This is a genomic window from Bacteroidales bacterium (assembly GCA_026418905.1).
Taxonomy (GTDB): domain Bacteria; phylum Bacteroidota; class Bacteroidia; order Bacteroidales; family DTU049; genus JAOAAK01.
Genome location: JAOAAK010000029.1, coordinates 143,374 through 167,647 on the forward strand (window position 1 = coordinate 143,374; position 24,274 = coordinate 167,647).

Genomic DNA, 24,274 nt, shown 5'->3' on the forward strand with positions numbered 1-24,274 from the left:
ATTGTATCTTTGTGCAAAAATACGTATGTACGTTGAAAAAGAAGAAGAAAAAAAGGATACAAAAAATTCTATTGAAGAAATTATCGATGAACATTTAAAAACAGGAAGATTTTCATACGTTCATACAAGGTTTCCTCCAGAACCTAATGGCTACTTGCATATTGGACATGCCAAAAGTATATGTTTAAATTTTGGCATTGCCAAGAAATATCATGGTAAGTGCAATCTTCGGTACGACGATACTAATCCTCTCACCGAAGATGTCGAATACGTAGAAGCTATCAAAGAAGACATTAGATGGCTTGGTTTTCAGTGGGATGGAGAATATTATGCATCCGACTATTTTGAACAACTATATGAATGGGCTGAAAAACTTATCAAAGATGGCAAAGCTTATGTCTGTGAATGTTCTCAGGAAATTATTAGTCGCAACCGTACTACTCCCACCGAACCTGGCATAGTTTGCGAACATCGTAGCCGAAGCATAGAAGAAAACCTTGACCTTTTCCGCAGAATGCGCAAAGGAGAGTTCCCTGACGGAAGCATGGTTTTGAGAGCTAAAATAGACATGAATAGTCCTAACATGCACATGCGCGATCCCATCATGTATCGAATCATTCACGCACCTCATCATCGTCAGGGAAACAAATGGTGCATTTACCCCACGTACGATTGGGCTCATGGTCAGTCTGATTCTATTGAAGGAATAACACATTCTATATGCACCCTTGAATTCGAAGTTCATAGACCTTTATACGAATGGTTTATTCAACAATTAAACATACATGCCCCTCAACAAATTGAATTTGCTAGACTCAATTTAAGTTACACCGTAATGAGTAAGCGCATGTTACTCCAACTTGTTCAGCAAAAAATAGTTAATGGCTGGGACGATCCACGAATGCCTACCATTCGAGGCATGCGCAGACGTGGGTATCCACCAACAGCTATACGTTCTTTTGCCGAAAAAGTTGGAGTTGCTAAACGCGAAAATATTATTGAACTCTCTTTCCTAGAACACTGTGTTCGCGAAGAACTTAATAAGATCAGTGAAAGACGGATGGTTGTCATGAATCCTATCAAGCTCATCATTATCAACTATCCAGCTGATCAGGTGGAATGGCTTCCTGCTATCAACAATCCCGAGGATCCAAACAGCACAAGACGAGAGGTCCCGTTTTCACGTGAATTGCTTATAGAAGCAGAAGACTTTATGGAAAATCCACCGAAAGATTATTTTCGTCTTTCTCCAGGTCAAGAGGTCAGGCTTCGATATGGTTATTTTATAAAGTGTACTGGCTTTAAAAAAGATGAAAATGATAAAGTTATTGAGGTTTATGCCACGTACGATCCAGCATCGAAAGGAGGAAGTAGTCCCGACGGTCGCAAAGTAAAAGGAACTATTCATTGGGTAAGTGCTGCTCATGCCATTCCCATAGAAACCCGACTATATGATATGTTATTTACTGTACCTAATCCCGCCGACATTCAGGAAGAAGGAAAAACATTTTTAGATTATCTTAATCCTCATAGTCTTATTATTCAGACTGCTTTTGCTGAGCCCTCATTGCAAAATGCTATTTTTCAGCCAGAAACATATTATCAATTTGAAAGAATAGGATATTTTTTCCTTGACCCTGACTCAAGGCCTAATCATCTTGTTTTTAACCGCACTGTTACTTTAAAAGATAGCTGGAAGAAAATTATCGCCAAAATTACTTCATGAGAACGAGTATAAATTTTTTTATTATTTTTAATCTCGAAATGAGGAGGTATTATTTTTTTTTCTTGTTTTTCTTTTTTTTCTTAATGACATTTGCTCAGGAGAAAGATTCTATAAATCCTGAAAATACCAATGTTGCTTATTTCTTTGAACGAATGGTTAACGAAAAATTCTTCTTTCCCTCACGTCAGCCATCAAACTCAATGACAGAAATCATTCCCTACAATGATAGTATCATCATTGAAAGAATTAAGTATTTAAATTTACATTCACCTTTTGAATACAAATATGGAGAAGATGTAAGGAAATGGATAGATTTTTACTTATCAAAACCTTATTTCATTAGCCGTTTGCTGGGATTATCCTTACTGTACTATCCTTTATTTGAGGAAACCTTCGATAAATACGGAATTCCCCTTGAATTAAAACATCTTGCTATTGTTGAATCTGCACTTAATCCTGTGGCAAAATCAAGAGCTGGTGCTGCCGGATTATGGCAATTTATGTATAAAACTGGTATTTTATACGACCTTAATGTTACTTCTTACGTCGATGAAAGATTTGATCCCATTAAAGCCACAGATGCAGCTGCGAGGCATTTAAAAGACTTGTATACCATATACCAAGATTGGGCTTTGGTTTTAGCTGCCTATAACGCAGGCCCCGCATCCATCAATCGAGCTATCCTTAAAGCAGGTGGTGAAACAAATTATTGGAAAATCAAGCATCTTCTTCCACGTGAAACCAGACAATATGTTCCAGCGTTCATAGCAGCTAGCTACGTTATGACCTATTATAGAGAGCATGGAATCACTCCTCTTCAGCCTAAATATACAGATCAAAACATTGATACCATTACTATTCGCGAAAAAGTTACTTTTTCCTTGCTTTCATATTTTCTTGGAGTTGACGAAGAAGATTTAACTTTTCTGAATCCCCAGTACGTTAAAGGTGTAATCCCTGGCTCATCTTATGTACCTCTCATCGTTAGAATTCCACGCCAAGCTTCTCTTCTTTTCGTAGAAAAAGAAGCTAAATTATACGACAGCATTAACAAACTTAAGCTCAATGACACCGACCTGGTCGAAAATCTTAAGCCATTTGAAAAAGATCTTTCTTCATCTATTCCTACTGGTAAAAAAAGAACTCATACAGTAAGCAAAGGTGAAACATTGAGTATGATTGCCACAAAATACCGAGTTACAACTAGCCAAATTAAAAGCTGGAACAATCTGACTTCCAACTACATTTATCCCGGTCAGAAACTAATTATTTATTCCAACTATGAACCAACGACAACTTATGTTTCCCAAAACCAACCCTCCATCAAAATTTCTACAGGCAAAATCACTTATCATACAGTTCAAAAGGGAGAAACATTATGGAAGATTTCTCAGCTTTACGGTGTTTCAGTTGCTGATATAAAAAAAGTTAATAATCTTAGCTCTGATCAACTTCAAGTTGGACAAAAGTTAAAAATAGTTAAGCCATGAAATCTTTAAGAAAAATATTTTTTTTTACATTTAAAGCATTAGTGATATTTCTTCTCTTACTTGCATGTAATCAACCTTCGGAAAAAAAACTTCCAGTAAGTACTGGAACTATGGCAGAAGTTCTTGTCATTATGCCAGGATCTTTATGGAATTCACAAGTGGGTTCTTTTGTTAAAAACCTGTTACAACAAGACTTCAAAGGTCTTAACGCTTCAGAACCCATATTTATTCCACGTCATATCGAACCTCAAAAATTTGATGGCATTTATCTAACTTTCAGAAAAATCCTTCGTGTTACGATTGCCGACACAGTCAAAAAAAACAGAATTCTCTTCATAAAAGACCTCCACTCACATCCTCAACTTTTAGTTGACGTATATGCAACCGACGACACTAGTGCCATCGAATCCATCAAACAATTCGGGCAAAAAATCATAACAAGTTTTCAAGAAACTGAAATAACGCGCCTTCAAGAAGTCTTCAAGGAGCACATGAACGTAAAGATCAAAAAGCAGCTATCTGATCAATTTGGCTTTTACCTCACTATGCAAGAAAGTTTTTACATAGCTAAAACAAGCAATAATTTTGCCTGGCTTAGATTTGAACCTCGAGACTATTCCATAGGAATTCTGGTTTATACAAGAGACTTTAAAGACAGTTCTCAACTTACTTCTGATAGCATCATTTCATATAGAAACCTGATGACAAAAAAGCATATTCCTGGCCAACTTGAAGGATCCTACATGAGTACAGAAGACCAATTCGAACCTGAAGTTTGCACGGTTAAATTTAAAAATATTCAAGCCATTGAAATACGTCATTTATGGAAAACTGTTAATGATTACATGGGCGGACCTTTTCTTAGCTATACATTTCTCGACTCTTCAAAGTCAACGATCATTACTATCGAGGGATATGCTTATTATCCGAACCATGATAAAAGAGAACTCATGTTACAAATTGAAGCCATTCTCAAATCTTTCACACTTGCAGACAAGGAGTAGCCCTAATAGAGCAAATGCATTTTGCTTCTATTTCTCCATCCTGCATCAAACTTGCTATTCACAAAGTAAATCGTTAAATCAGCATCAAATTTGGAGTCAACAAAGTAAATTTTCTTATCAGCATCAAACTTTGAATCAACAAAAAACCATAAACCTTTGTTTTCTTTTGCATCAAATTTTGATTCACACTTGAAAACCAGCAAATCTGCATCAAATTTACTATTTACGACATAGACCTTAAAATCAGCATCGAATTTAGAGTCAACGATAAAAATTTTCTGAGGAAAAACATGGATTACAAAACACGTAATAAGGACAACAATTAAATTTTTCATATTAAAAGTTTTTCGTAGAGAGCAATGATTATGCCAAAAAAATACTAATCTTTTACTTCTTCGTAATCGACGTCGACGATATTTTCATTATTTTTTATTGAAAAATTAAAGCGATTCTTTTTTCTAAAGGAAATAAAAACGCGTTTGTATTGCTTTTGTGATGGATTATTTAGACCCATTTTAGATAAAGATTTTTTTACATACATACGGATCAGCCATGGGAATATCCACTTTAGCGAAACGAGAAAAAAAACATATAAGCCCACAATTATCAATAAAATCCGTAAAAGCATATTTCTATTATTTCAATTCTATTCTGGGATCCAGAGCACGATACACCAAATCCATTGCAAAGTTAATCAGGATCATAAAAAAAGAAACAAAAAGCAAACAGCCCATAAGCAAAGGAAGATCATATTTTTCCAAACTTTGAACTATCAAAAAACCAATTCCTTTGTAATCGAAAACATATTCGACAAAAATTGATCCTGCTAATATAGAAGCAAACCATCCCGTTGCATGAGTCAACACCGGATTAAGCGAGTTTTTCAAAATATGCCTCCAAAAAATAGTTCGCTCAGAGAGACCTCTAGAACGTGCATATATTACATAATCTAGGGGCATTTGTTCGAGAACTGCATTCCGCGTAAGAGATACAAAAATAGCAAGAGGACGAATAGCAAGTGTGATTCCTGGCAAAATTATATGCAACAATGACAGACGAGATTCTCCAGTCGCCAAATCTATTTCATACAAATTACCAAACATGGGAAGACCAGTGATGTCTCCTAACACATATGCAAAAACGTACAATATGAGCAAGGCTGCAAAAAAAGACGGAACACTCATACCTGTCACGCTTAGAGCAATAATAGTACGATCCATCCACGTATCTTTGTTGTATGCAGCAAGAACGCCTAACAGAACACCTATGAGAAATGCAAGCGTAAGCGAAAAAACAGCAAGCCATAACGTTGCAGGAAAAAAATTTAAAATAGTATTTAAAACAGGACGGCCTGTTTGATACGAATTTTTTAAATTTATTTTTTTTAAAATGAAATTTAGCTTTCCTAGTTTCAAAAGAATAAAAATCTCATCCTCTTTAACCCGAAATAATTGGGAATTTTCGTCAACCGAACTAAATCCAAGAAAAGACAAATCGTTCAAATATAAAATATACTGTTTCCATAAAGGCAAATCCAGACCTAATTCTTTTCTTATCGCCATTTCAGTCTTGAGATCGGACCTTTGCCCTAAGAGTAACCTAGCTGGATCGGAAGGTAAAGCGTGAAATATGAAAAAAAGGATCGTCGCTGTTCCCCATAAAATGAGTAATCCCTGAATCGATTGTTTCAGAAAAAACCTCATGGAGATTTGGACTTTATGTACTTATCTTTAAGAGAAATTATGTCCAACTTGTTCAAATCTGGAGCGTCTCTCCAAGCCCATTTCTTCAGAATAACTCCATCATACATTAAAACAATTCCAGGATTGCTTCTCACCATCATTTTCAATACAACATCATCGGAAAAATACGTGGGTGCTTCCCACTGATATTCATGTTTAAGGGAATCGGCTTCAGATTTTTCATTTGCTGTCAAAATACAAGTAGCAATGTTTTTAGATTCAGATGTATGGATGAATAGCTCGATCTTTTCTACAGCTTTCTTGGGAACCTTTCTTAAATCATAACTTACAATCATGAATTGATAATCAGGATAGCTAATAACCTGATTACTCACATCAAGGTCCATATCATTAAAAACACTAAACATATATGGTGGTTTTTTCCCAGGAACAATACGTTGACTTACAAATTCGTGCTCTGACATCCAAACACTATCGTTCCACGGGAAATTATCAGCAGGGTATTCTTTTATTTGACCTGTTTTTTTGTTTTTATAAGTTACAAAATATTGATCTTTGACAGTTGAATCTGGTTTCAAAGATAAACCAGCTTTGTATGGCAGAAAATCTATAAGTGGTAAATGTCTCAAAGAGTATACAGAAATTCCCAGAATAAAAAAACCAAAAATTACAATAATAACCCATTGAATGCGTGAATGTAATACAGGTTTTAATCTTTTTCTCTCAAGATAAATGGGTATAAGCATAATGGTGAAAACCACATTTTTAATAAAAGTTTGCCAATTGGTCATTTTAATAGCATCACCAAAACAACCACAATCTGTAACCACGTTAGTTATAGCAAGATAAAGAGTGAGTGGTAGAAAAATTAGCATAAGTAAAATGGCACCTAATAGCGATAGTTTTGGTCTTAACCCAAAGACAAAACATATGCCTATCAAAAATTCCACCATGCTTAAAGTAATTCCTAATACTAACGCATAAGGTACAGCCCAATCCCATCCAAACGCAAAAAAGTAATCTTCTAACTTGAATTGCGATCCCCATGGATCGACAGCCTTTACAAAACCCGAAAATATAAACACCAAACCCAACAAAAATCTACTAATTCTGGCTATTTGTATACGCATTTTTTTTTCAAAAATATAAATTTTGGGGAGATTTTGTACTTTTCAAATCCACCTCAGGAATCCTTTAATAGTTTTGTATTACTTTTGCAAAAAAACATGGAATCTATTCGTCAGAAGCGTGTAGCTCGACTAGTCCAACAAGAACTAGCCAACATCTTCATGAAAAAGGGAAAAAACTGGTTTGGCAATGCCATGGTGACTTTGACTGTCGTCAGGATGACCGCTGATTTGAGCATCGCTAAAATTTACGTAAGCATTTACAATACAACAGATAAAAACTCCGTCCTCGAGGATATTAAAATCTATACTTCAGAAATACGAAAAGAATTAGGATTACGCCTAGCTAAGCATCTCCGAATTATTCCCGAGTTGCGCTTTTATATAGATGACAGCTTAGACTTCATAGAACGCATAGATGAAGCTTTGAAAAAGAAATGAAAAAATTTTTCTTGTGGACATGGTGGCTAGCATTTAAGTTTTGGAAAGCACGTAAAGCACATAGCATCATTCAGATCGTTCAATCGATCTCTTTCTGGGGAATTGCTATAAGTAGTGCTGCATTGATTATTATTCTTTCTGCTTTTAATGGCCTGGAAAACCTCATCACTACTTCGATCAAACAATTTCATGCATCCTTACGAATAGAACCTAAAGAAGGCAAATATTTTACATTATCAGAAATTGATACTTCTCTTTTTACATCTTCCTATTGTAGCAGCTGGAGTCCTGTTTATGAAGACATGGCTATTGCCCAATACGGTGAATATCAGAAAGTGGTCGTGATTAAAGGTGTAAGGCCCAATCAGGGATATGAAGAGAATTTTAAAGATCTTCTTTTAGATGGTCTTCCCATTCTACAAGGAGATTCATTAAACTTCTGTTGGGTTGGTCTTGATCTCTTTTATCAATTAAACATATCATTAACTCACTATTCTAACTCCTTAACACTTTTTGCTCCCCACCCCAAGACTTCTCCATCATCTCTTTTTACAACCGATTTTAAGAGCTTAAGAATTTTACCTGTGGCCGTTTTTTCAGCTCAGCAAACATATGATCGTCTCTACATAATCGCTCCATATTCATTTACAATTCAATTATTCGAACGTCCCTCCACGTGTACTGCTATCGAAATTTTCATCTCACCTGATGTTACTGAAACTAAAGCCAAAAAGTTTTTTCAATCAAAATTGGGGGATCGATGGATCGTAAAAACGCGCTTTGAACAGGAAGAAGCAATTTTTAAAATTATTCAAACCGAAAAAATATTTGTATCATTACTCCTTTCTTTTATAGTTTTAATTACTTCATTTACCCTGATCACTGCTATAACACTAACCATCCTCACCAAGATGAAGGACATTTCTATCTTGTGGGCCATGGGAGCAACCATTCAAAAGATCAGACAACTTTTCTTTCTCGAAGGACTTATCATTACAATCTTCGGATTGTCAGTTGGTTTGATCACAGGATCAATTATTTTGATGCTACAACAACAATATGGCTTCGTCACCTTTAGCACTACTAGTGATACCTTTGCTTCAAATGTCTATCCAGTCAAAATTTACCTACATGATTATTTTTATATTTCCGGTATTGTAATGTTTATTGGCTTTATTTTATCCTATCTAGCAAGCAAGCAAATCAATGTAAAAGACTTTCAGCTTCGTACGCCAGCATCGTAGAATTATGAAAATCATGATAATAAATTTTGGCTCGAAACCACCAGATTATATTCAGAACGGACTAAATATTTATATTAAACGAATCAAGGCATATTTTCCAATAGAAGTAAAAGAACATAACTTGCGTTCAGATGACGACGAAGAAAAAATTCTCGATAAAATGAAAGAAAAGAATTGCCAGGTGGTACTTTTGAGTGAAGACGGAGAACTCATGGACTCAAAATGTTTCGCTCAAAAGATTCAATATTGGTTCAACTCTGGCAAGAAAAATCTCATTTTTGTAGTAGGTAATGCTTATGGCTTCAGTGAAAAAATAAAAAAAAACTATCCTTTACTATCTCTTTCTTTGCTTACTTTCAATCAACATTTAGCCTTACTCATATTAATTGAACAAATTTATCGGGCACTTACCATTTTGCATCATCACCCCTATCATCACTAAGCCACCAAACTGTTTCTTATAGTAGCTACGAATAAAGAATGAAATCATTTAATTAATAATTTTGTTGAATGATCTCATTATTTAAAAACTCTTTCTATACATTCATAACCCAGGTCATTTCTCAAATTATCTCGATCTTGGCAGGCATTTTCTTAACACGACTTTTAGGTCCTTACGATAGAGGTCTTTATGCTATATTCCAATCAGACGTTGGATTATTCACAACAATTTTAGGATTTAGTGTCAATCTTGCTCTTATTTATTTTATAGCTCAAAATGTTTCTTTCAGAAAAATTAACAAATACAGTTTAATCTTTACAGCAACTACCTTGATTTTGAGTTTGATTGCTTTTTTAATACTGAATCTTACCCCTTTCCTACATATCATTTTTCATAAAGATTTCGATGTAGAAATCTATTTTGCTTTTTTTGTTGTCTTAATTCTAACTCAATTAAACACTGTTTATACTGCATATTTTCAAGGTATACAAAATTTTAATGCCGTAAATAAAATAACATTAATTAATAGCTTTTTGAATTTCATATGTTACCTTACGGCTTATGTTTTATTTAAGAATTACAACATTCAAATTAAATTTTTTGAAGTTATCCTTATAAGTGTATGTATTAATTTATTGATTTTCTTCCTCAACGTTTACTTTTTTAAAAACATTTTTTTGCCTGAAGTTAAAGCAGACTTTCGAAGAGACATCCATTTCAAAGACTTTTTTACATATTTGTTAACAAATCACATTTCCATCGTAATTAATTTTTTTAACTATCGACTGATTATCTGGATTGTTTCATACTATTTAACACCTGAAGAAGTGGGATATTTTTCTCTTGCTTTGGGGTTAGGTATTCTTGCTACCTTCTTGTCAAATCCATTATCACAGGTGCTTTTTCCATACTTGAGCAACAAAGAAAATATAGCTGAAAAAAATGATGTTTTCGTTTTATTTGCACGATTACATTTTTCACTTGTTCTACCCATAGCATTGCTGGTTTTTTGTGTTTCATCATTACTAATTCCTTTTTTGTATGGAAGTGAGTTTATCCCATCAGTACAAATTTTCAACATTCTTATTTGGGGGATGGTTTTTTCAGCACAAACAAAAATTATGGCCACATTCCTACTTTCTATTAATCAATCTAAATATAATTTATATGGAACTATTATTGGCTTAGTTACAAATGTCTTTCTAAGTGTCATTCTAGTTCGTCAATATCAATTAAAGGGTGCTGCTTTTGCAACTTTGTTGACTTATTTGGTTATTTTTTTGGTGGTTTTTATAAGTTTGATGTGCGTAGGTAAGTTAAAAAAAATAAATGTTTTTTTCATTTCTCTGAAAGACTTTTATCAAATAAAAAGTTTGCTTTTTAAAAGGAAACATTTATAAGCATGTTTATCTGTTCTTTAATTATAATTTTGTAAATGAAATGTGAGACGAAGGTGTATATGAAAAATATTTTTTCGTTTATTGTTAAAATCATGTTTGTATTATATATTTTAATTCTTTCTTCATGTCGAAAAGACCCGTCTTGGCATACTGAATATGAAATTCCTCTTTTCAATGATAAACTAACTCTTTCAGATTTGGTAGTAGATTCTCTTATTGACGAAGACACAAATCATACCGCTATTCTTGTCATTGATAAGGATTTAATTTCTATAACTACTGATAGTTTCATTTCCCTTCCTGATTCGTTGTTTTATTTAAAATATGTTCTACCCATTGGTGTCGTAGTACCACCAAACACACTAGTGCTTCAGAAAACAGAAAGTAAATACTACGATCTTGGAGGGCCCGAACTCACCCAACTTCGTATCAAGAGTGGAAAATTGTATATCCGTGCCTATAATTATGTACATGATCAAGCATTAATTGAGTATACCATTGAAAGTTCTAACAAAAACGGCTCCCCTGTTAAATTAACAGGTCTCATGCCTAGCTATCCACTAACGGGGAAATATCTCGAAAAGTACATTCCCATAGATGGTACATTCTTAGATTTAACCCAGTCCTATAGGCATAAAAATTCCATCAGGTCTACTATAAAAATTTATGCCAATCCGTATGCAGACACTAATGTCGTAGTCAATTATGGAGATAGCATTAACATTCTAATTGAATTTCGTGATATAATTATTGATTATGCCAGAGGATATTTTGGCTCAACTCAAATAGACATTATAGAAAGCTCCTATTTTTCTTTTTTTAAAGACCTTGGTGTAGATTTTTTAGACCTGAGTAATGTTAAGATGAAACTAACTCTTTCAAATTACATCGGTGCCGACGCAATTTTCTCTATTGACTATATGACAGGTATTGGAAAGCAAACCATATCCCTTCAAAACGACTGGTTAGGTAAACCTATTCATTTGGCTCGCGCTCTGGAAAATCCTCCTTTTTCTGGGCAGGTGATCCCAAGTGAATTTACGATCGACTTATCGCAAGGTAACTTAGAGGAATTCATCGAAAATTTACCTTCTCAAATACTATTCAGAGTACGAGGTCACGTTAATCCGCTCGGTAACATTTCAAATGGAAACGATTTCGTCTATTATGGTAATGGACTTAAGTTTCACTTAAATGCAGAAATACCTCTTAACCTGGCTTTTTCCAATCTTACCCTTAAAGATACATTCGACTTCAAAATGCCAAAACTCGACAGATTTAATATTGAAGAACTCAAGCTCGTTTTGAATTGCTGGAATAGTTTTCCGATCGATGCTTTCTTAAACATGTACATTCTCGATTCACAAAATCAATTGATGGATAGCCTGATAACTTCTACATCAATTTCAGGAGCCTTTACCAATTCCAGTGGATTTGTAGTCGCCCCCCAACATAGCCTCTCTATTATATCAGTTCCTGAAGAAAAGATAGAACACTTATTGAATGGCAGTAAATTAATGCTTAAAGCAATCTTTTCTACGTGTCAAGGCTACAACAAAGTTCATATCACTCCTGAAAGTTATATTGATATTAAAATCAAATTGTTGGTAAAATTGCGTGTGGAATGAAAATATTTTCATTGTTTTCTTTTTTTACTTCGCTTACATTTCTCATAGCTCAAGCAGAGGTGGGTTTATACAACCACATGGATCTTGGAAGCCGCTGGCTTTCTAAAAACTTCTTTAATGCTTTTTATCAAGGACAATATCTGGATTCTGTTCTGAAACAAAAAACTTTGAAAAAAATGGGAACATTCAACACTATTGGTGCATATGCATATTCCAGAGTCAATGCACTATTTCCTTTGAAGGATTCTTCTTCACTATATTTTTTATTTTCCCATCAACTTGGAGGAAGCTTACAATTCAATAAAAATCTTTTTGAACTGATCTTTATTGGTAATAAATCTTTTGAAGATTCAGCCTTTACCCTAAATAGCACTGCCCAATATTATATGCATCTTACTTCAATTGGAGGAGGTAAAATTGTCCGAAAAGGTTCATTTACCTTGCAAACTGGTGGGGTGTTAAGTTTTATCCTAAACGCAACTTCTGCTGACTTCTCAAGAACTAAACTTTCTTTTTCTGAAAATATCGACACAATATTTGCTAGAATTGACGGTTTTATAGAAACTACCTCATCAAACGCAACATTCAAAGGGATGGGTTTGGGAATGGATATATCATTAACCTGGGACAATGCCTCAGAACAAGCTGGTATCAGTATTTTTAATATAGGACCCGCTTTGCTTTTTAGACAAGCCAAAATACATTATTTCGACAGTGCTCTTCATTTTTACGGATTTACTTATGATGACATCAAAGCTTTAGCTAATCAGGAAGATTCCTTACCATCTTCTATAGATGAAATACTTACAGTAAAACATGATACTGGCTTTAAAGTAAAAATTCTTCCTTTTATACTTCATGGTTATTTTCAGCAGTATTTATTCAATGGCCAGTTAAAAGTTCAGATGTTTTACACTCCGATTCCTTCCTTTATCCCTCAAATATCTGTTTCTTACTCTTTGAAACCTGTTGAATGGGTTTCCTTGGGTCCAATCATCAGATATGGGGGGTTTAATAATTTTACAGTAGGTATGACTTCGCAAATTGTTTTTAAAAATAAACTTAGATTAAACCTTTCACTTCCTACTCTTTCTCAAATGTTTAAGACCTCGTATCTTGGTTATGCCTTTTCCCTTGGATTTCAATACATATTCAATTAAAAATAATCGCATGAAATTCAAGATTTGGATTTTATCAAAGTTAATGGCTTTAATGGTATTCGGGCAACACCCATACGTTCGAACATACGGAATAAGCGGGTTTAATAATGAAGGTGTTGACATTTTGGCTTTACCTGATACAACTTACATCATAGCCGGAAACAGAGTATCTCCTCAAGGTTACTCATGGGCATGGATATTCAAAGTGGATAGCCTAGGAAAAATTATTTGGGAAAAATATATCGATCAATATAACCTCAGTAGTGTATCCGAGCTTCGAAAGACTAAAGATGGGAATTTTTTGGTGATAGGGACAGGTCTTAAAAACAATCAATACTCAGGATTTGTTTATAAAATGTCACCTTCAGGGCAGATCATATGGAATTATGATCACATCACCTATGAGTGGAACGAAGGAAATACTGTTTGTGAAGGAAAAGACGGTTATGTATACGCTGCATTTACCATGTTGGGAAATGATTCTCTCACTCAAGATGTCATGATTGTTAAACTTTCTGGTGATGATGGTTTGCCAATTAAACATCGACGCTTTGCTTGGCAAGAAAAACAAGAAGCAACATTCATAGATACTTTATATGATTATACGCTTGGTATTTGTATGGTTACCAGTGACTCATTGGGTTACTCAAGTCATATTGTTCAATTATTACAAAATCTTGATTCTGTCCGAACCATCAATTACTCATCCGACACCATGCAAATTCACTTGAACGGCTTTGTAATCGATACCCTCAATTTGCTTGTTCTCTATGGATTTCACCAAAAATATTACTTAAATGAAACAAGGTTTTTTATTGGGCGGTTAAATTTAAATACAAGTAATTCAAATATTATGTTTTGGGATTATTATATGATTACTGCAAACGATGGGGTTATTGACAGAACAACTAATAATTCTTACATTGTCGGGCACACCATCAAAAGTTTCGGTTTCGGTAATTATGATGTTGCTTTGTGGGTTGATTCTGTTCCCTATGATCGTATGGGTTATTACGGGGCTCTCCAATACGACTGGGGTTATGCCATTGATCTAAGTCCAGACAACGCTGTGGTCATGGTCGGAAGCACCGAAAACTACTTTCCTACTGTTCGTTCCATCATACTTATCAAACTACACAAGACCATTCTTTCGTACAATGACCTTGACCATCAACATTATACATCTTTACAGCCTTATTCTATTTCGACCCAAAATATCTTTTGTTTTCCTAATCCCACAAATGGAACTATACACTTCTCGGGGTGCGAAGAAGGTGAACTTGTTCTTTATGATATATATGGCCATTCCGTATATCGATCCAATATAAACAATTCTTTGTACACTCTTCAAATTCATGAACTCCCCAATGGTTTGTATTTTGCTAATTTATTCTGTGGCAAACAAATTCATCACTTTTCAATAGTTTTGCAGAAATGAAGAAAACAAAATTTCTCGTTTTTTCTATACCTTCTATTCTTGCTCTGTTTGCAGGAGGATGGGTCTTCAAACATTTTTCTGAGCAAGATCATCAGACATCTATTGGCTATTTAAACGAAATTCAAGACAGTTTAATCTTCGTAGCCACAGGAGATGCCATGATGCATCTCCCACAGCTTAAGATGGCTACAGATCCATTGACTGGTACCATTCGTTTTGATTCCTGTTTTAGCTTGATCAGACCTCTCGTCAAATCTGCCCATCTTGCTATGGTCAATTTTGAAACCACTCTGGGTGGCGAACCTTATTCTGGATTTCCCAGATTCAGTGCACCCATTGAATTTGCTGATGCTATCCGACGTACTGGATTTAACATTTTTGTATATGCTAACAACCATGCATGTGATAAAGGTAAAGTTGGATTGGATGGAAACATCAATTATGCTGAATCAAATAGGCTTTATTATGCTGGCATTTACAAAAGTTCTGAAGAACGAAACAAAAAATATCCTCTCATTATACCTTTTCGTCAATGGAAAATTGCAATATTGAACTACACGTACGGCACGAATAAAATAAATCCACCTGCCGGATATGTGGTGAATTACATCGACACTTTTCAAATATTGAATGACATTATAAAAGCTAAACAAGCTAATCCTGCTTTGATCATATGCGCTATCCACTGGGGCGAAGAATATCAGATCCAACCTAATGAAAATCAAAAGCAAATTGCTGCCTTTTTGCTTAAACATGGTGTTAACATCATTATTGGCAGTCACCCTCACGTAATCCAACCCGTTGAGTTTTTCATTCCTCCTGGTGATATGGAAAAACACTTAGTAGCTTGGTCTATGGGTAATTTTATCTCTAATCAAAAATCTATATACACCGATGGAGCCATGTTGCTATTTGCTACAATATATTTTTATCCCAACAACCAAGCAAAAATTGGAAAAGTCCAGGTGCTTCCCCTGTGGCGATTTAAAAATAAGATTCCTCCCGGTTATTACCTGATTCCTTCCTTTGCAGATAGCAATCAATTAAACCAATACGGTTTTACATATGAAGACAAAAAAACATTTTATCATGTCATAGAATACATACGACGACAAACTTTAACTGAAAATATAAGCGAATACACTCATGAAGGAAATTAATAACGAAATCGTATTCCCCGAACTGGAAGAATTTCTTTTCGTAGGCAAAGAATACTGTTTCTTTTTAGAAAAAATATCTTCTAGAGAAGTCCATGATGTTCTGGACTATGTAAGGAAAATTCTGCCTTACCTTTACATTAAAGCAAGTATGATACCCTTTTCTGAACTTACTGACGACGATTTTATTCAGCGATATGTCAGCGAAGAAGATTATGAGATTGTTTTCAACGAAGTACGTGAAAAAGTCCAAACACTTGAACCTCATTACATTTACAATCCTGAGTTAAAAGAGCCAGAAAAAATATCCATAGCTGAAGCATTGACTGACATTTACCAAGATATCAAGGATTTACTTTTAGCCTTTAACCGAGGATTGACCCATGAAAAAATCTCAGTAGAAAAATATGCTCATCTTTGGTTCATAGAACGAATTGGCACGCGAATTGTACAGGTTTTGCCAGCCTTTCATCAATGGTACGTTAATACTTATCAGCGTGAAGTATAATACAAAACATATGAAAAAGATAATTTATCTCTTGATTGGGTTTATGTTTACTTTGCAGTTAAGTGCACAGGGATACAAAATCTATCTTAAAACCAACTGGAAAGATACCAACATTTTGATCGGATACTATTATGGTAAGTATCAGTACGTACTTGATACTGCCCGAGCCGACAAAACAGGTCTTGCTACGTTCGAGAAAAAAGATACTGTCAAAGGCGGCATTTATTTCTTTGTGTTTCCTGACAAAAAGTATTTTGAGTTTATTCTCGATAAAGATAGAAACATTCGTTTCGAAGCCGATACGTCAGATTTTATTAATACTCTTAAAATCAAAGGATCTGAAGACAACATAGTATTTAATAACTACCAACGTTATGTTACTAGCAAAGCAAAAGATGCGGAGAATTTATCTAAAAAATACAAATCTTTGAAAGAAAGAAATTCTCAATCAGATAGTTTGAAATTGCTTGAAGAAAAAATCAAAAAGCTCAATGAAGAAGTCATTAATTACAAGACTGATTTGATTAAAAAATATCCTCAAAGCCTACTTACTAAAACACTTATAGCATCGAAGGACCCTGAAGAACCTAAAAATGTACCTGTTCTTGAAAACGGCAAAAAAGATTCTCTTTTCATTTACATGTATTATCGTAAACATTTTTGGGACAACGTAGATCTAGCAGATGATAGACTATTGCGAACTCCCATTTTTCACAACAAGTTGGAAACATATTTTACCAAAGTCATACCTCAAATCCCCGACACAATCATCAAGGAGGCAGATGCATTTATTGAAAAGGTAAAAAGTAACAAAGAATTGTTCAAATATACTGTTTGGTATCTTACCTATACCTCAGAAACATCCCAGGTTATGGGTATGGATGCTGTTTTTGTTTATTTGGTTGATAAAATTTATAGGCCAGGTCTTGCCTATTGGGTTTCTGAGAAAACAACTAAAAAAATGATTGAAAAAGCTGATAAAATAAAACCCAACTTAATTGGTAAAATTGCTCCTGAATTGATTCTAATCGATACCAACAACAATCTCGTATCTTTGCACTCAATCAAAGCCAAATATGTGATTCTATATTTTTGGGATCCCCAATGTGGTCATTGTGCAAAGGAAACACCAAAACTTATTGAATATTTTCAAAGAATTAAAGACAGTTTGAATATCAAAGTTTATGCGGTATGTACCGATTCAAGCCTCACCCGCTGGAAAAAAGGCATTATCGAGAAAAAAATGGGTGATTTTATCAATGTTAATGGGACTCGAACAGCGTATGGTAATTTTCACGAATCTTATGATATTTATTCAACTCCTGTCGTATATATTCTTGATCATAGAAAGCGTATTATAGCTAAACGAATACCTGTAGAACAGATTGATTCTTTTCTGAAATTCTATGAAAAAAAGCCTCTTTTCAAAGATTGACGCATTACCTTATTCACAAGTTGGTGTGTTTTTTGTTTTTATAGAGATACTTTCTCTTACAGTCGTATATCTATCGACCAAGCTTTTGCTAAACAATTTATCTTTCCCTGTATTTGGTTTCTACTGGTTCCTTTCAGGTTTTTTTTGGAATTTACTCATCGTTTTTTTTGATCCAAAGACTTATCAATCAATCATAGATATTTTTCGTTTTCCACTTTTTATGTTCTCGATTGGATTTTTAGACGCTGTGGCAACTGTTATGTGGTTCAAAGCTATTGAATCTACTCCTAATCCCAGCATCGTATCTTTTATGACCAACGTGAGTCCAATTTATGCCTTGATTTTAGGATATATCTTTCATAAAGAGCGTTTCAAATTGCTTGAAGTTATAGGAATGGTCATTACTTTTGCCGGTCTTATTATGATTTCCTACCAGAAAAATATAACTGTTCATGGGTTTATGTTTGAGAATGCTGGAATAATTTTAATTTCTTCACTTATAAGTCAAGCTGGTAAAACCATTTTAAAGTATAGGATAAGTTCTTTCCATCCAGTAGCTTTCGCTGTTAATAGACTTTTCTTTCTGTTGAGCTTTGTTATCATCTTTTTGATGCTAGAGCCAAAAAAATATAACCTTTCAATTCCTTTCGAACAAGCTTTCTTGATCTTCTTAGCTTCTTTTTTTGGCCCTTTTCTTGCTACCATTGCTGGATATAAAGCTCTCTCTTTGCTCAAAATGAGTACGTATTCCTTTCTCTCATCAGTTCGTTCTTTGTTTGTCCTTATTGCTTCTTTTATTTTTTTACATAAACTTCCCCTGGTTCATCAAACAATAGGTGGCCTCCTTACTATCATTGGTTTCCTTTTCATTTCTATGAAAAATAAATACTATGATCCAAATAAAAACGGTTCTTAAAAACTCTTTTCATCACAAAAAATTAAGATAATTCTTCGAATTTTTTTATTTTTGCTTATCAAAAAAAAATTATGAATAAGAAAGTGTTTATTTCATTAGCATTAGTTTTATGTACATTTTTTTCGTGTAGCAGCTACGAAGATGGACCGGCTGTAAGTCTTATTCCCAGGAAGGTTCGCCTCGTCAATAAATGGAAAATGGAAAAGAAATTTATAAACGACCAAGAACAAACTTTGAGTGAAGATGAGAAAAAAGGATACTGGAATTTAAAAAACGATAATACAGCTGAAGTAGTTTCTTACTCGGGTAGTTTAACATATACCTTTACAGGAACATGGGAAGAAGTAGATCATTATAATAAAGTCAGAATTAAAGTTAGTGGAACCTTCTTGGGCTTTCCCGTCACACTAGAAGATGAATACATCATCCTAAGGCTAACAAACAATGAACTATGGGTTAAACAAGTGAAAAATAACGAGACTTATGAATATCATTTGGTAACCTATTAAAAAATTTTCTACCTTTGTAATACAAAAAAATAATAACATGAAAAATTATTTGTCTATCGTAACAATTATGATCCTATTTACCCTGGTTTCTTGTGGTAAATACGAAGAAGGCCCTGCTATCAGCTTTCTCCCTAAGAAGGCTAGATTAGTTAATAAGTGGAAAATTGAGAAGCATTTCTTCAACGATCAAGAACAGACTCTTTCCGAAGATGAAAAGAAGGGATACATTGAATTTAAGAAAGACAACACATTCGAAAGTGTTTCTTATGATGGATCTGTATCATTTACATTAACAGGTACATGGGAAGAAATCGACAATTATTCTCAGGTTAAAGTTAAGTACACAGGCGTTTACATGGGAGTACCTTACTCTTATGAGACAACTTTCACTATTTTGAGATTAAAGAACAATGAATTATGGATCGAATACAAAGACGAGAACAACAATCGTTACAAGGAATATTATGTAAGTTATTAAAACAATAATGAACTTTTTTACCCGCCTATTGGCGGGTTTTTTTATTCCGTTATAGTATGTTTTGACACAAAATCAATTCCAATTATTAATTCTTATTTAATTTTATACAAAAAAACCATGAAAAGAGTAGCAGTTATCTTATCAGGTTGTGGAGTATTTGACGGCTCAGAAATTCATGAAGCCATCATGTCTATGTTAGCCATTGATCAACTGGGAGGTGAATACACCCTCTTTGCACCTAACAAAAATCAAGCACACGTTATTGATCACTTGAACGGAGAAATAAGTAAAGAAACACGAAATGTACTGGTCGAAGCAGCTCGTATTGCTAGAGGAAAGATCCAACCTTTGGAAAATCTAAGTGCAAACGACTTTGACGCCCTGGTCATTCCCGGTGGTTATGGTGTTGCCAAAAACCTATCAGATTACGCTTTTAAAGGCGAAAACTTCTCTGTGGATCCAGTTTTTGAAAACATAGTTAAAGCTTTTTACAAAGCTAAAAAACCTATTGCAGCCTTATGTATCGCACCCGTAGTTATTGCCAAAATCATTGGACAAGATGTTCAAGTTACCATAGGTTCCGATCAAAATACTGCTGGTCACATCAATCAATTTGGAGCAAAACACGTCGAAACTAATGCCACTGGTGTTGTAGTTGATAAGAACCATAAAATAGTAACCACACCTTGCTACATGTTAGCTTCTCGCATTAGTGAAATATATGAAGGAGCTTACAAGGCCATAAAAGAATTATTTGAGCTTATGTCATGATACAAATTTCTGCATCTATTCTTTCAGCAAATTTTCTCCGATTAGAAGAAGAAATCGAAGAATTAAACCAGAGCGAAGTTGATTTCATTCATATCGATGTAATGGATGGGCTTTTTGTGCCCAACATTTCTTTAGGTTTTCCAGTCATTGATGCTATTGCTAACGTAGCCAAAAAACCTCTCGATATTCATCTCATGATTTACAAACCTGAACGTTACATTGAAAAATTTTTAGAATACAAACCAGCTTTCATTAGTATTCACTACGAAGGACAAGACCATCTGCACAGAGTAATAGAGCTCATTAAAAAAAATGGAACCAAGGCTGGTGTGGTAATCAATCCTCATACACCGGTTTCTGTTTTAGAATCTACTCTTTGCGATGCTGATATGGTTCTTGTCATGTCGGTCAATCCAGGTTTTGGAGGTCAACAATTTATTCCCCATTCACTTACAAAAGTCAAACAGCTTCGTAATCTCATCGATGATCTAAAAACATCCACCCTCATTGAAGTAGACGGAGGAATCAGTAAAGAAAATGTTTCCTTGCTCGTACAACATGGAGCTGACATCTTGGTAATAGGCAATGCTCTTTTTACTCAAAAAAATAAAGCTCAATATATTCAAGCTATTAAAACTCTAGTAAGTACCTGAATGAAGCATGGTTATCATACAATTTAACACGCACTCTATGCCTTTGGAGTAGGCTAGTTTTTCAAGTTCGGGATTATAAGTACCAGGATTGAATATAATTCTCTGGGGTTCAAGGGAAAAGATGTATTCATACCATTCTTTCTGTTTTTCTTCAGATATATACAAGGATACGGTGTGAACTTTTTCAAATTTTGTTTTACAAGTCACAATAGGTATATTTCCAATGATTCCGTCTCTAACACCTACAGGGTAAATAGGTATGCCATACTGTATGCAAAGCAAAGTTGCAATATAAGAATATCGATCAGGATTGGGACTGGCGCCAATGATCACTGTAACTTTTTCCATCTCCCCTCTTTTTGTAAATATAATAAATTCAAGGCCTTTATGCAAATTGATCTTGTTAGTCAAATATGTATATTAGTTTTTAAAAAAATGTAATATCTATACAAAAGAATTATTTCCGTTTACTTCTAATGATATCAATTTTTTTTATTTTTGCACGGGTTGGTTCTCTTCTTCTTTATCAAGGAAGGAGAGCTAAGAGGGAATCGGGTGAAAATCCCGAGCAGTGCCCGCTGCTGTGAGTCCCTAAACGTAGCTTAGGCAAATTCTCCTTGCCACTGTTCGTAAGAACGGGAAGGCGTCTAAGCTGGGACAAGCCAGAAGACCTGCCAGCTCATGTTCGTCTGCTACCTTTCGGGGTCAAAAGGTACAGAAAAGTCAATCAAAAAAATTTTTAACTATGAAAAAAAGCATTTTTCTCGTACGTATGGTAGGCATTTTATTTTTTACAATGCCCCACAAATTCTTTTCTCAAAACAATTTTAGTTTTAGTGATATCACCTTCTGGATAGGCAACGGGCCATACAAAGCAGCTCTTGTTGTAGACTTTAATGACAATCTCCAACCTGAATGTTTTGTATGGGGTTATCGATTTAATGACACTACTAACACAGACGCTGAAGACATGTTCCATGACATCGACTCTGTAGATGCGGGACTGAGTTTTATCATTCAAGGCGGATTTCTTATGTCTGCCTATTACGGTTCGCATCAAGCCATCGGAGGTACCAACAATTATTACTTTGCTACTTTCAATTCACCCAAGGTTTTTGGTAATTGGATTATGAACAGTGGTTTGAGTGAAATTCTTAAGGATTCTCTATGGTTTGGCGCTTCTTTCACACCATGGGACTCAAATTTTTTACCGGTTTACCTTCCAGAAAACCCAGTACCTGCAAATAATCCTGCTTCCCTTGTAAGCTTCAAAGTACCTCGATCCTATATTCATCCTAATCCTTTAAAAGAAAAAGGCTTTATTAAGCACAATGTGTCCAGAATTGATGTTTTTTCTTTAGATGGAAGAAAAATCGGGGAAATTTATCCTAACAATCATGTTTTTGACATCGAAAATTTTGAAACTGGACCCGTTATTTTTCGATGGATAGAAGGAAAAGTTCCTTACAGTGAATTGATTTTAATTCAAAAATGAAAAAAATCGTACTTTTTGTTTTTTGTTGGTGGGTTGCCCAGGGTGGCAGGGCACAATATCCACCACCAGCTGGTGAATTAGGATCAACAGCCATTCATGCAGATTCATCTATTTTTATTGGGTGGGCAACCTCATGTCAGGTGTTACGAGGTTATATCAACATAAATGATACAACAACGACTGCCAATGGCTCTAATCGAGCATCTTACGGAACGCCCGAAAACGCTCTTGGGAAAGCCGACAACCAAGTGGTGAGTTTGGGTGATAAAGGTGTGGCTATTTTGACTTTTTACCCTTTTGAGATTTTTGATGGACCAGGATTTGACTTTGCCATTTTTGAAAATGGTTTTTCGAACAGTTTTTTAGAACTTGCATTGGTTGAAGTAAGCTCAGATGGTGAACATTTTTATCGTTTTCCTGCGCACTCTCTCACCCAAACTATCACCCAGGTGGGGCCTTTCGACACCCTGGACGCTAGACTTATCAACAACTTGGCTGGCAAATACAGAGCTCTCTATGGTACTCCATTTGACCTATCGGATCTTACCGATATGCCCAGAGACGAAAAACAACATATCAAATACGTTCGAATTATTGATGTAGGTGGATCTATAGATTCTTCTTTTGGAACAAAAGATGCCTTCGGTAATTTGATCAATGATCCTTTTCCTACCCCCTTCGCTTCCTGTGGTTTTGACCTCGATGCCTTAGGAATTATTCATGGCTTCGCCTTTTTGCCTGAAATAAATACTTCTACTCTTTTTTATCCAAATCCTGTCACAGATTATATATTTTTAAAAATCAACACGGAAAAAATAGAACTTTTTGATTTAACTGGCAGAATAGAAATTGTTTACTCCCAACCTCCTAGTCGAATTGATCTTTCTAAGCTTTTGCCCGGAACCTACATTATGCAAATTAATGATCAAGTGTCAACTTTGCTTATAAAAAAATGAAAAAAATTTGTTTTTTTACCGTTTTTCTTGTAATTTACTGTCAATGCTTTTCCCAAAAAGATACCAGTTTCATATTACCTGAAATTAATATCATTGAAGCAAAGTCTAAAATTGGTATGTGGAACATACAACCAACTGATACCACAAGCAATGTTCTTCTTACTCAACAGCTTGAACTTTCATCGCCCATGCACTTAAAGACATATAATCCAGGAGGGAACGTGTCTTTTTCCTTTCATGGCCTAGGTAGTAATCACACTCTTATGCTATGGAATGGTTTTCCCATTAATTCTTCCTTTTTGGGTCAACCTTTGATTTATGGTTTAGGGCTTTTAGAAGTAGGAAAATCTGCATTGTTTCCAGGTTCATTATCGGCTGCCATTTTCCCCGGAGGACCTGGAGCTATATTAGCATTAGATGAAAGAAGTTCAACTAAAAAAGCTTTTGTAATAGAGTATGGCTCATATAAAACGATGAGAACTTTACTCAAATGGGAAAATAAGTGGAAAAAACATCGTACAGCACCTTCATTTAGTTTTTCTCGATCTAATAACGACTATCATTTCATCAATAATGCTTTTGGTGATCCCAAT

25 protein-coding genes and 1 riboswitch are annotated in these 24,274 nt (G+C 34.7%); of the genes, 21 read left to right on the forward strand and 4 right to left on the reverse strand.

Annotated features, from left to right (window positions below):
* Nucleotides 1-25: 25 nt before the first annotated feature.
* From N2Z72_06095 to N2Z72_06105, 3 genes are read left to right on the forward strand one after another with little or no spacing between them, the layout of a single operon-like run.
* The gene (locus N2Z72_06095) at nt 26-1,726 is read left to right on the forward strand and encodes a glutamine--tRNA ligase/YqeY domain fusion protein (protein ID MCX7697248.1); all 1,701 of its coding nucleotides are present in this window, start codon (nt 26-28) and stop codon (nt 1,724-1,726) included.
* Nucleotides 1,723-3,216 carry a LysM peptidoglycan-binding domain-containing protein gene (locus N2Z72_06100; GenBank protein MCX7697249.1) on the forward strand — a complete coding sequence of 498 codons (1,494 nt, stop codon included), beginning with the start codon at nt 1,723-1,725 and terminating at the stop codon, nt 3,214-3,216. The genes N2Z72_06095 and N2Z72_06100 overlap by 4 nt, the downstream gene beginning before the upstream one ends.
* A complete protein-coding gene (locus tag N2Z72_06105; protein ID MCX7697250.1) occupies nt 3,213-4,220 on the forward strand; it encodes a DUF4837 family protein in 1,008 nt (335 codons plus the stop codon). The genes N2Z72_06100 and N2Z72_06105 overlap by 4 nt, the downstream gene beginning before the upstream one ends.
* A 2-nt stretch (nt 4,221-4,222) precedes the next feature.
* Here N2Z72_06105 and N2Z72_06110 read toward each other — a convergent pair whose 3' ends face one another.
* The 3 genes from N2Z72_06110 to N2Z72_06120 all read right to left on the reverse strand — a co-directional run bounded on the left by N2Z72_06110 (nt 4,223) and on the right by N2Z72_06120 (nt 7,053).
* Nucleotides 4,223-4,555: a DUF6150 family protein gene (locus N2Z72_06110; protein ID MCX7697251.1), complete on the reverse strand. Its 333-nt coding sequence runs from the start codon at nt 4,553-4,555 to the stop codon at nt 4,223-4,225.
* A gap of 300 nt (nt 4,556-4,855) precedes the next feature.
* On the reverse strand, nt 4,856-5,923 hold the full coding sequence (locus tag N2Z72_06115) for an ABC transporter permease (protein ID MCX7697252.1): 1,068 nt from the start codon (nt 5,921-5,923) through the stop codon (nt 4,856-4,858).
* The gene (locus N2Z72_06120; protein ID MCX7697253.1) at nt 5,920-7,053 is read right to left on the reverse strand and encodes a DoxX family protein; all 1,134 of its coding nucleotides are present in this window, start codon (nt 7,051-7,053) and stop codon (nt 5,920-5,922) included. The genes N2Z72_06115 and N2Z72_06120 overlap by 4 nt, the downstream gene beginning before the upstream one ends.
* Before the next feature lie 96 nt (nt 7,054-7,149).
* On the opposite strand from N2Z72_06120, the gene rbfA reads away from it, so the two are divergent.
* The 15 genes from rbfA to rpe all read left to right on the forward strand — a co-directional run bounded on the left by rbfA (nt 7,150) and on the right by rpe (nt 21,230).
* Nucleotides 7,150-7,491: a 30S ribosome-binding factor RbfA gene (gene rbfA, locus N2Z72_06125; protein MCX7697254.1), complete on the forward strand. Its 342-nt coding sequence runs from the start codon at nt 7,150-7,152 to the stop codon at nt 7,489-7,491.
* Nucleotides 7,488-8,735, forward strand: a complete 1,248-nt coding sequence (locus N2Z72_06130; protein ID MCX7697255.1) for an FtsX-like permease family protein — start codon at nt 7,488-7,490, stop codon at nt 8,733-8,735. The genes rbfA and N2Z72_06130 overlap by 4 nt, the downstream gene beginning before the upstream one ends.
* Before the next feature lie 13 nt (nt 8,736-8,748).
* Complete coding sequence (locus N2Z72_06135; protein ID MCX7697256.1) at nt 8,749-9,177, forward strand: 23S rRNA (pseudouridine(1915)-N(3))-methyltransferase RlmH; 429 nt, start codon at nt 8,749-8,751, stop codon at nt 9,175-9,177.
* Between the two features lie 68 nt (nt 9,178-9,245).
* Nucleotides 9,246-10,577, forward strand: coding sequence for a flippase (locus N2Z72_06140; protein ID MCX7697257.1), 1,332 nt, complete (start codon nt 9,246-9,248; stop codon nt 10,575-10,577).
* Between the two features lie 92 nt (nt 10,578-10,669).
* The gene (locus N2Z72_06145) at nt 10,670-12,205 is read left to right on the forward strand and encodes a hypothetical protein (protein ID MCX7697258.1); all 1,536 of its coding nucleotides are present in this window, start codon (nt 10,670-10,672) and stop codon (nt 12,203-12,205) included.
* Nucleotides 12,202-13,365 carry a hypothetical protein gene (locus tag N2Z72_06150; GenBank protein ID MCX7697259.1) on the forward strand — a complete coding sequence of 388 codons (1,164 nt, stop codon included), beginning with the start codon at nt 12,202-12,204 and terminating at the stop codon, nt 13,363-13,365. The genes N2Z72_06145 and N2Z72_06150 overlap by 4 nt, the downstream gene beginning before the upstream one ends.
* Before the next feature lie 10 nt (nt 13,366-13,375).
* Nucleotides 13,376-14,803 carry a T9SS type A sorting domain-containing protein gene (locus N2Z72_06155; protein ID MCX7697260.1) on the forward strand — a complete coding sequence of 476 codons (1,428 nt, stop codon included), beginning with the start codon at nt 13,376-13,378 and terminating at the stop codon, nt 14,801-14,803.
* Nucleotides 14,800-15,963 carry a CapA family protein gene (locus N2Z72_06160; GenBank protein MCX7697261.1) on the forward strand — a complete coding sequence of 388 codons (1,164 nt, stop codon included), beginning with the start codon at nt 14,800-14,802 and terminating at the stop codon, nt 15,961-15,963. The genes N2Z72_06155 and N2Z72_06160 overlap by 4 nt, the downstream gene beginning before the upstream one ends.
* Nucleotides 15,950-16,468: a DUF5063 domain-containing protein gene (locus N2Z72_06165; GenBank protein MCX7697262.1), complete on the forward strand. Its 519-nt coding sequence runs from the start codon at nt 15,950-15,952 to the stop codon at nt 16,466-16,468. Before N2Z72_06160 ends, N2Z72_06165 begins: the two co-directional genes overlap by 14 nt.
* 10 nt (nt 16,469-16,478) lie before the next feature.
* Entirely contained in the window at nt 16,479-17,903 is a 1,425-nt protein-coding gene (locus tag N2Z72_06170; GenBank protein MCX7697263.1) for a DUF5106 domain-containing protein, read from the forward strand.
* The gene (locus tag N2Z72_06175) at nt 17,875-18,819 is read left to right on the forward strand and encodes a DMT family transporter (protein ID MCX7697264.1); all 945 of its coding nucleotides are present in this window, start codon (nt 17,875-17,877) and stop codon (nt 18,817-18,819) included. Before N2Z72_06170 ends, N2Z72_06175 begins: the two co-directional genes overlap by 29 nt.
* Before the next feature lie 71 nt (nt 18,820-18,890).
* Nucleotides 18,891-19,328, forward strand: coding sequence for a lipocalin family protein (locus N2Z72_06180; protein ID MCX7697265.1), 438 nt, complete (start codon nt 18,891-18,893; stop codon nt 19,326-19,328).
* Between the two features lie 37 nt (nt 19,329-19,365).
* Nucleotides 19,366-19,806, forward strand: coding sequence for a lipocalin family protein (locus N2Z72_06185; GenBank protein MCX7697266.1), 441 nt, complete (start codon nt 19,366-19,368; stop codon nt 19,804-19,806).
* 117 nt (nt 19,807-19,923) lie between these two features.
* Nucleotides 19,924-20,577 (forward strand): isoprenoid biosynthesis glyoxalase ElbB, encoded by a 654-nt coding sequence (gene elbB, locus N2Z72_06190; GenBank protein MCX7697267.1) that lies wholly within the window; start codon nt 19,924-19,926, stop codon nt 20,575-20,577.
* Nucleotides 20,574-21,230, forward strand: a complete 657-nt coding sequence (gene rpe, locus N2Z72_06195; GenBank protein ID MCX7697268.1) for a ribulose-phosphate 3-epimerase — start codon at nt 20,574-20,576, stop codon at nt 21,228-21,230. Before elbB ends, rpe begins: the two co-directional genes overlap by 4 nt.
* Here the strand turns inward: rpe and N2Z72_06200 are convergent.
* On the reverse strand, nt 21,216-21,578 hold the full coding sequence (locus N2Z72_06200) for a CoA-binding protein (GenBank protein ID MCX7697269.1): 363 nt from the start codon (nt 21,576-21,578) through the stop codon (nt 21,216-21,218). The genes rpe and N2Z72_06200 overlap by 15 nt on opposite strands.
* Nucleotides 21,579-21,721: 143 nt before the next feature.
* Nucleotides 21,722-21,924: riboswitch (cobalamin riboswitch) on the forward strand.
* A gap of 51 nt (nt 21,925-21,975) precedes the next feature.
* On the opposite strand from N2Z72_06200, the gene N2Z72_06205 reads away from it, so the two are divergent.
* The 3 genes from N2Z72_06205 to N2Z72_06215 form a co-directional block, all read left to right on the forward strand.
* Nucleotides 21,976-22,725, forward strand: a complete 750-nt coding sequence (locus N2Z72_06205) for a hypothetical protein (protein ID MCX7697270.1) — start codon at nt 21,976-21,978, stop codon at nt 22,723-22,725.
* Nucleotides 22,722-23,681, forward strand: a complete 960-nt coding sequence (locus N2Z72_06210) for a T9SS type A sorting domain-containing protein (GenBank protein ID MCX7697271.1) — start codon at nt 22,722-22,724, stop codon at nt 23,679-23,681. The genes N2Z72_06205 and N2Z72_06210 overlap by 4 nt, the downstream gene beginning before the upstream one ends.
* A partial coding sequence (locus N2Z72_06215; GenBank protein ID MCX7697272.1) for a Plug domain-containing protein occupies nt 23,678-24,274 on the forward strand: 597 nt, incomplete at its 3' end. The genes N2Z72_06210 and N2Z72_06215, both read left to right, overlap by 4 nt.

Coding starts and splice junctions, on each gene's coding strand:
- N2Z72_06095 (MCX7697248.1), top strand. CDS start 26: ATGTACGTTGAAAAAGAAGAAGAAAAAAAGGATACAAAAAATTCTATT.
- N2Z72_06100 (MCX7697249.1), top strand. CDS start 1,723: ATGAGAACGAGTATAAATTTTTTTATTATTTTTAATCTCGAAATGAGG.
- N2Z72_06105 (MCX7697250.1), top strand. CDS start 3,213: ATGAAATCTTTAAGAAAAATATTTTTTTTTACATTTAAAGCATTAGTG.
- N2Z72_06110 (MCX7697251.1), bottom strand. CDS start 4,555: ATGAAAAATTTAATTGTTGTCCTTATTACGTGTTTTGTAATCCATGTT.
- N2Z72_06115 (MCX7697252.1), bottom strand. CDS start 5,923: ATGAGGTTTTTTCTGAAACAATCGATTCAGGGATTACTCATTTTATGG.
- N2Z72_06120 (MCX7697253.1), bottom strand. CDS start 7,053: ATGCGTATACAAATAGCCAGAATTAGTAGATTTTTGTTGGGTTTGGTG.
- rbfA (MCX7697254.1), top strand. CDS start 7,150: ATGGAATCTATTCGTCAGAAGCGTGTAGCTCGACTAGTCCAACAAGAA.
- N2Z72_06130 (MCX7697255.1), top strand. CDS start 7,488: ATGAAAAAATTTTTCTTGTGGACATGGTGGCTAGCATTTAAGTTTTGG.
- N2Z72_06135 (MCX7697256.1), top strand. CDS start 8,749: ATGATAATAAATTTTGGCTCGAAACCACCAGATTATATTCAGAACGGA.
- N2Z72_06140 (MCX7697257.1), top strand. CDS start 9,246: ATGATCTCATTATTTAAAAACTCTTTCTATACATTCATAACCCAGGTC.
- N2Z72_06145 (MCX7697258.1), top strand. CDS start 10,670: ATGTTTGTATTATATATTTTAATTCTTTCTTCATGTCGAAAAGACCCG.
- N2Z72_06150 (MCX7697259.1), top strand. CDS start 12,202: ATGAAAATATTTTCATTGTTTTCTTTTTTTACTTCGCTTACATTTCTC.
- N2Z72_06155 (MCX7697260.1), top strand. CDS start 13,376: ATGAAATTCAAGATTTGGATTTTATCAAAGTTAATGGCTTTAATGGTA.
- N2Z72_06160 (MCX7697261.1), top strand. CDS start 14,800: ATGAAGAAAACAAAATTTCTCGTTTTTTCTATACCTTCTATTCTTGCT.
- N2Z72_06165 (MCX7697262.1), top strand. CDS start 15,950: ATGAAGGAAATTAATAACGAAATCGTATTCCCCGAACTGGAAGAATTT.
- N2Z72_06170 (MCX7697263.1), top strand. CDS start 16,479: ATGAAAAAGATAATTTATCTCTTGATTGGGTTTATGTTTACTTTGCAG.
- N2Z72_06175 (MCX7697264.1), top strand. CDS start 17,875: ATGAAAAAAAGCCTCTTTTCAAAGATTGACGCATTACCTTATTCACAA.
- N2Z72_06180 (MCX7697265.1), top strand. CDS start 18,891: ATGAATAAGAAAGTGTTTATTTCATTAGCATTAGTTTTATGTACATTT.
- N2Z72_06185 (MCX7697266.1), top strand. CDS start 19,366: ATGAAAAATTATTTGTCTATCGTAACAATTATGATCCTATTTACCCTG.
- elbB (MCX7697267.1), top strand. CDS start 19,924: ATGAAAAGAGTAGCAGTTATCTTATCAGGTTGTGGAGTATTTGACGGC.
- rpe (MCX7697268.1), top strand. CDS start 20,574: ATGATACAAATTTCTGCATCTATTCTTTCAGCAAATTTTCTCCGATTA.
- N2Z72_06200 (MCX7697269.1), bottom strand. CDS start 21,578: ATGGAAAAAGTTACAGTGATCATTGGCGCCAGTCCCAATCCTGATCGA.
- N2Z72_06205 (MCX7697270.1), top strand. CDS start 21,976: ATGAAAAAAAGCATTTTTCTCGTACGTATGGTAGGCATTTTATTTTTT.
- N2Z72_06210 (MCX7697271.1), top strand. CDS start 22,722: ATGAAAAAAATCGTACTTTTTGTTTTTTGTTGGTGGGTTGCCCAGGGT.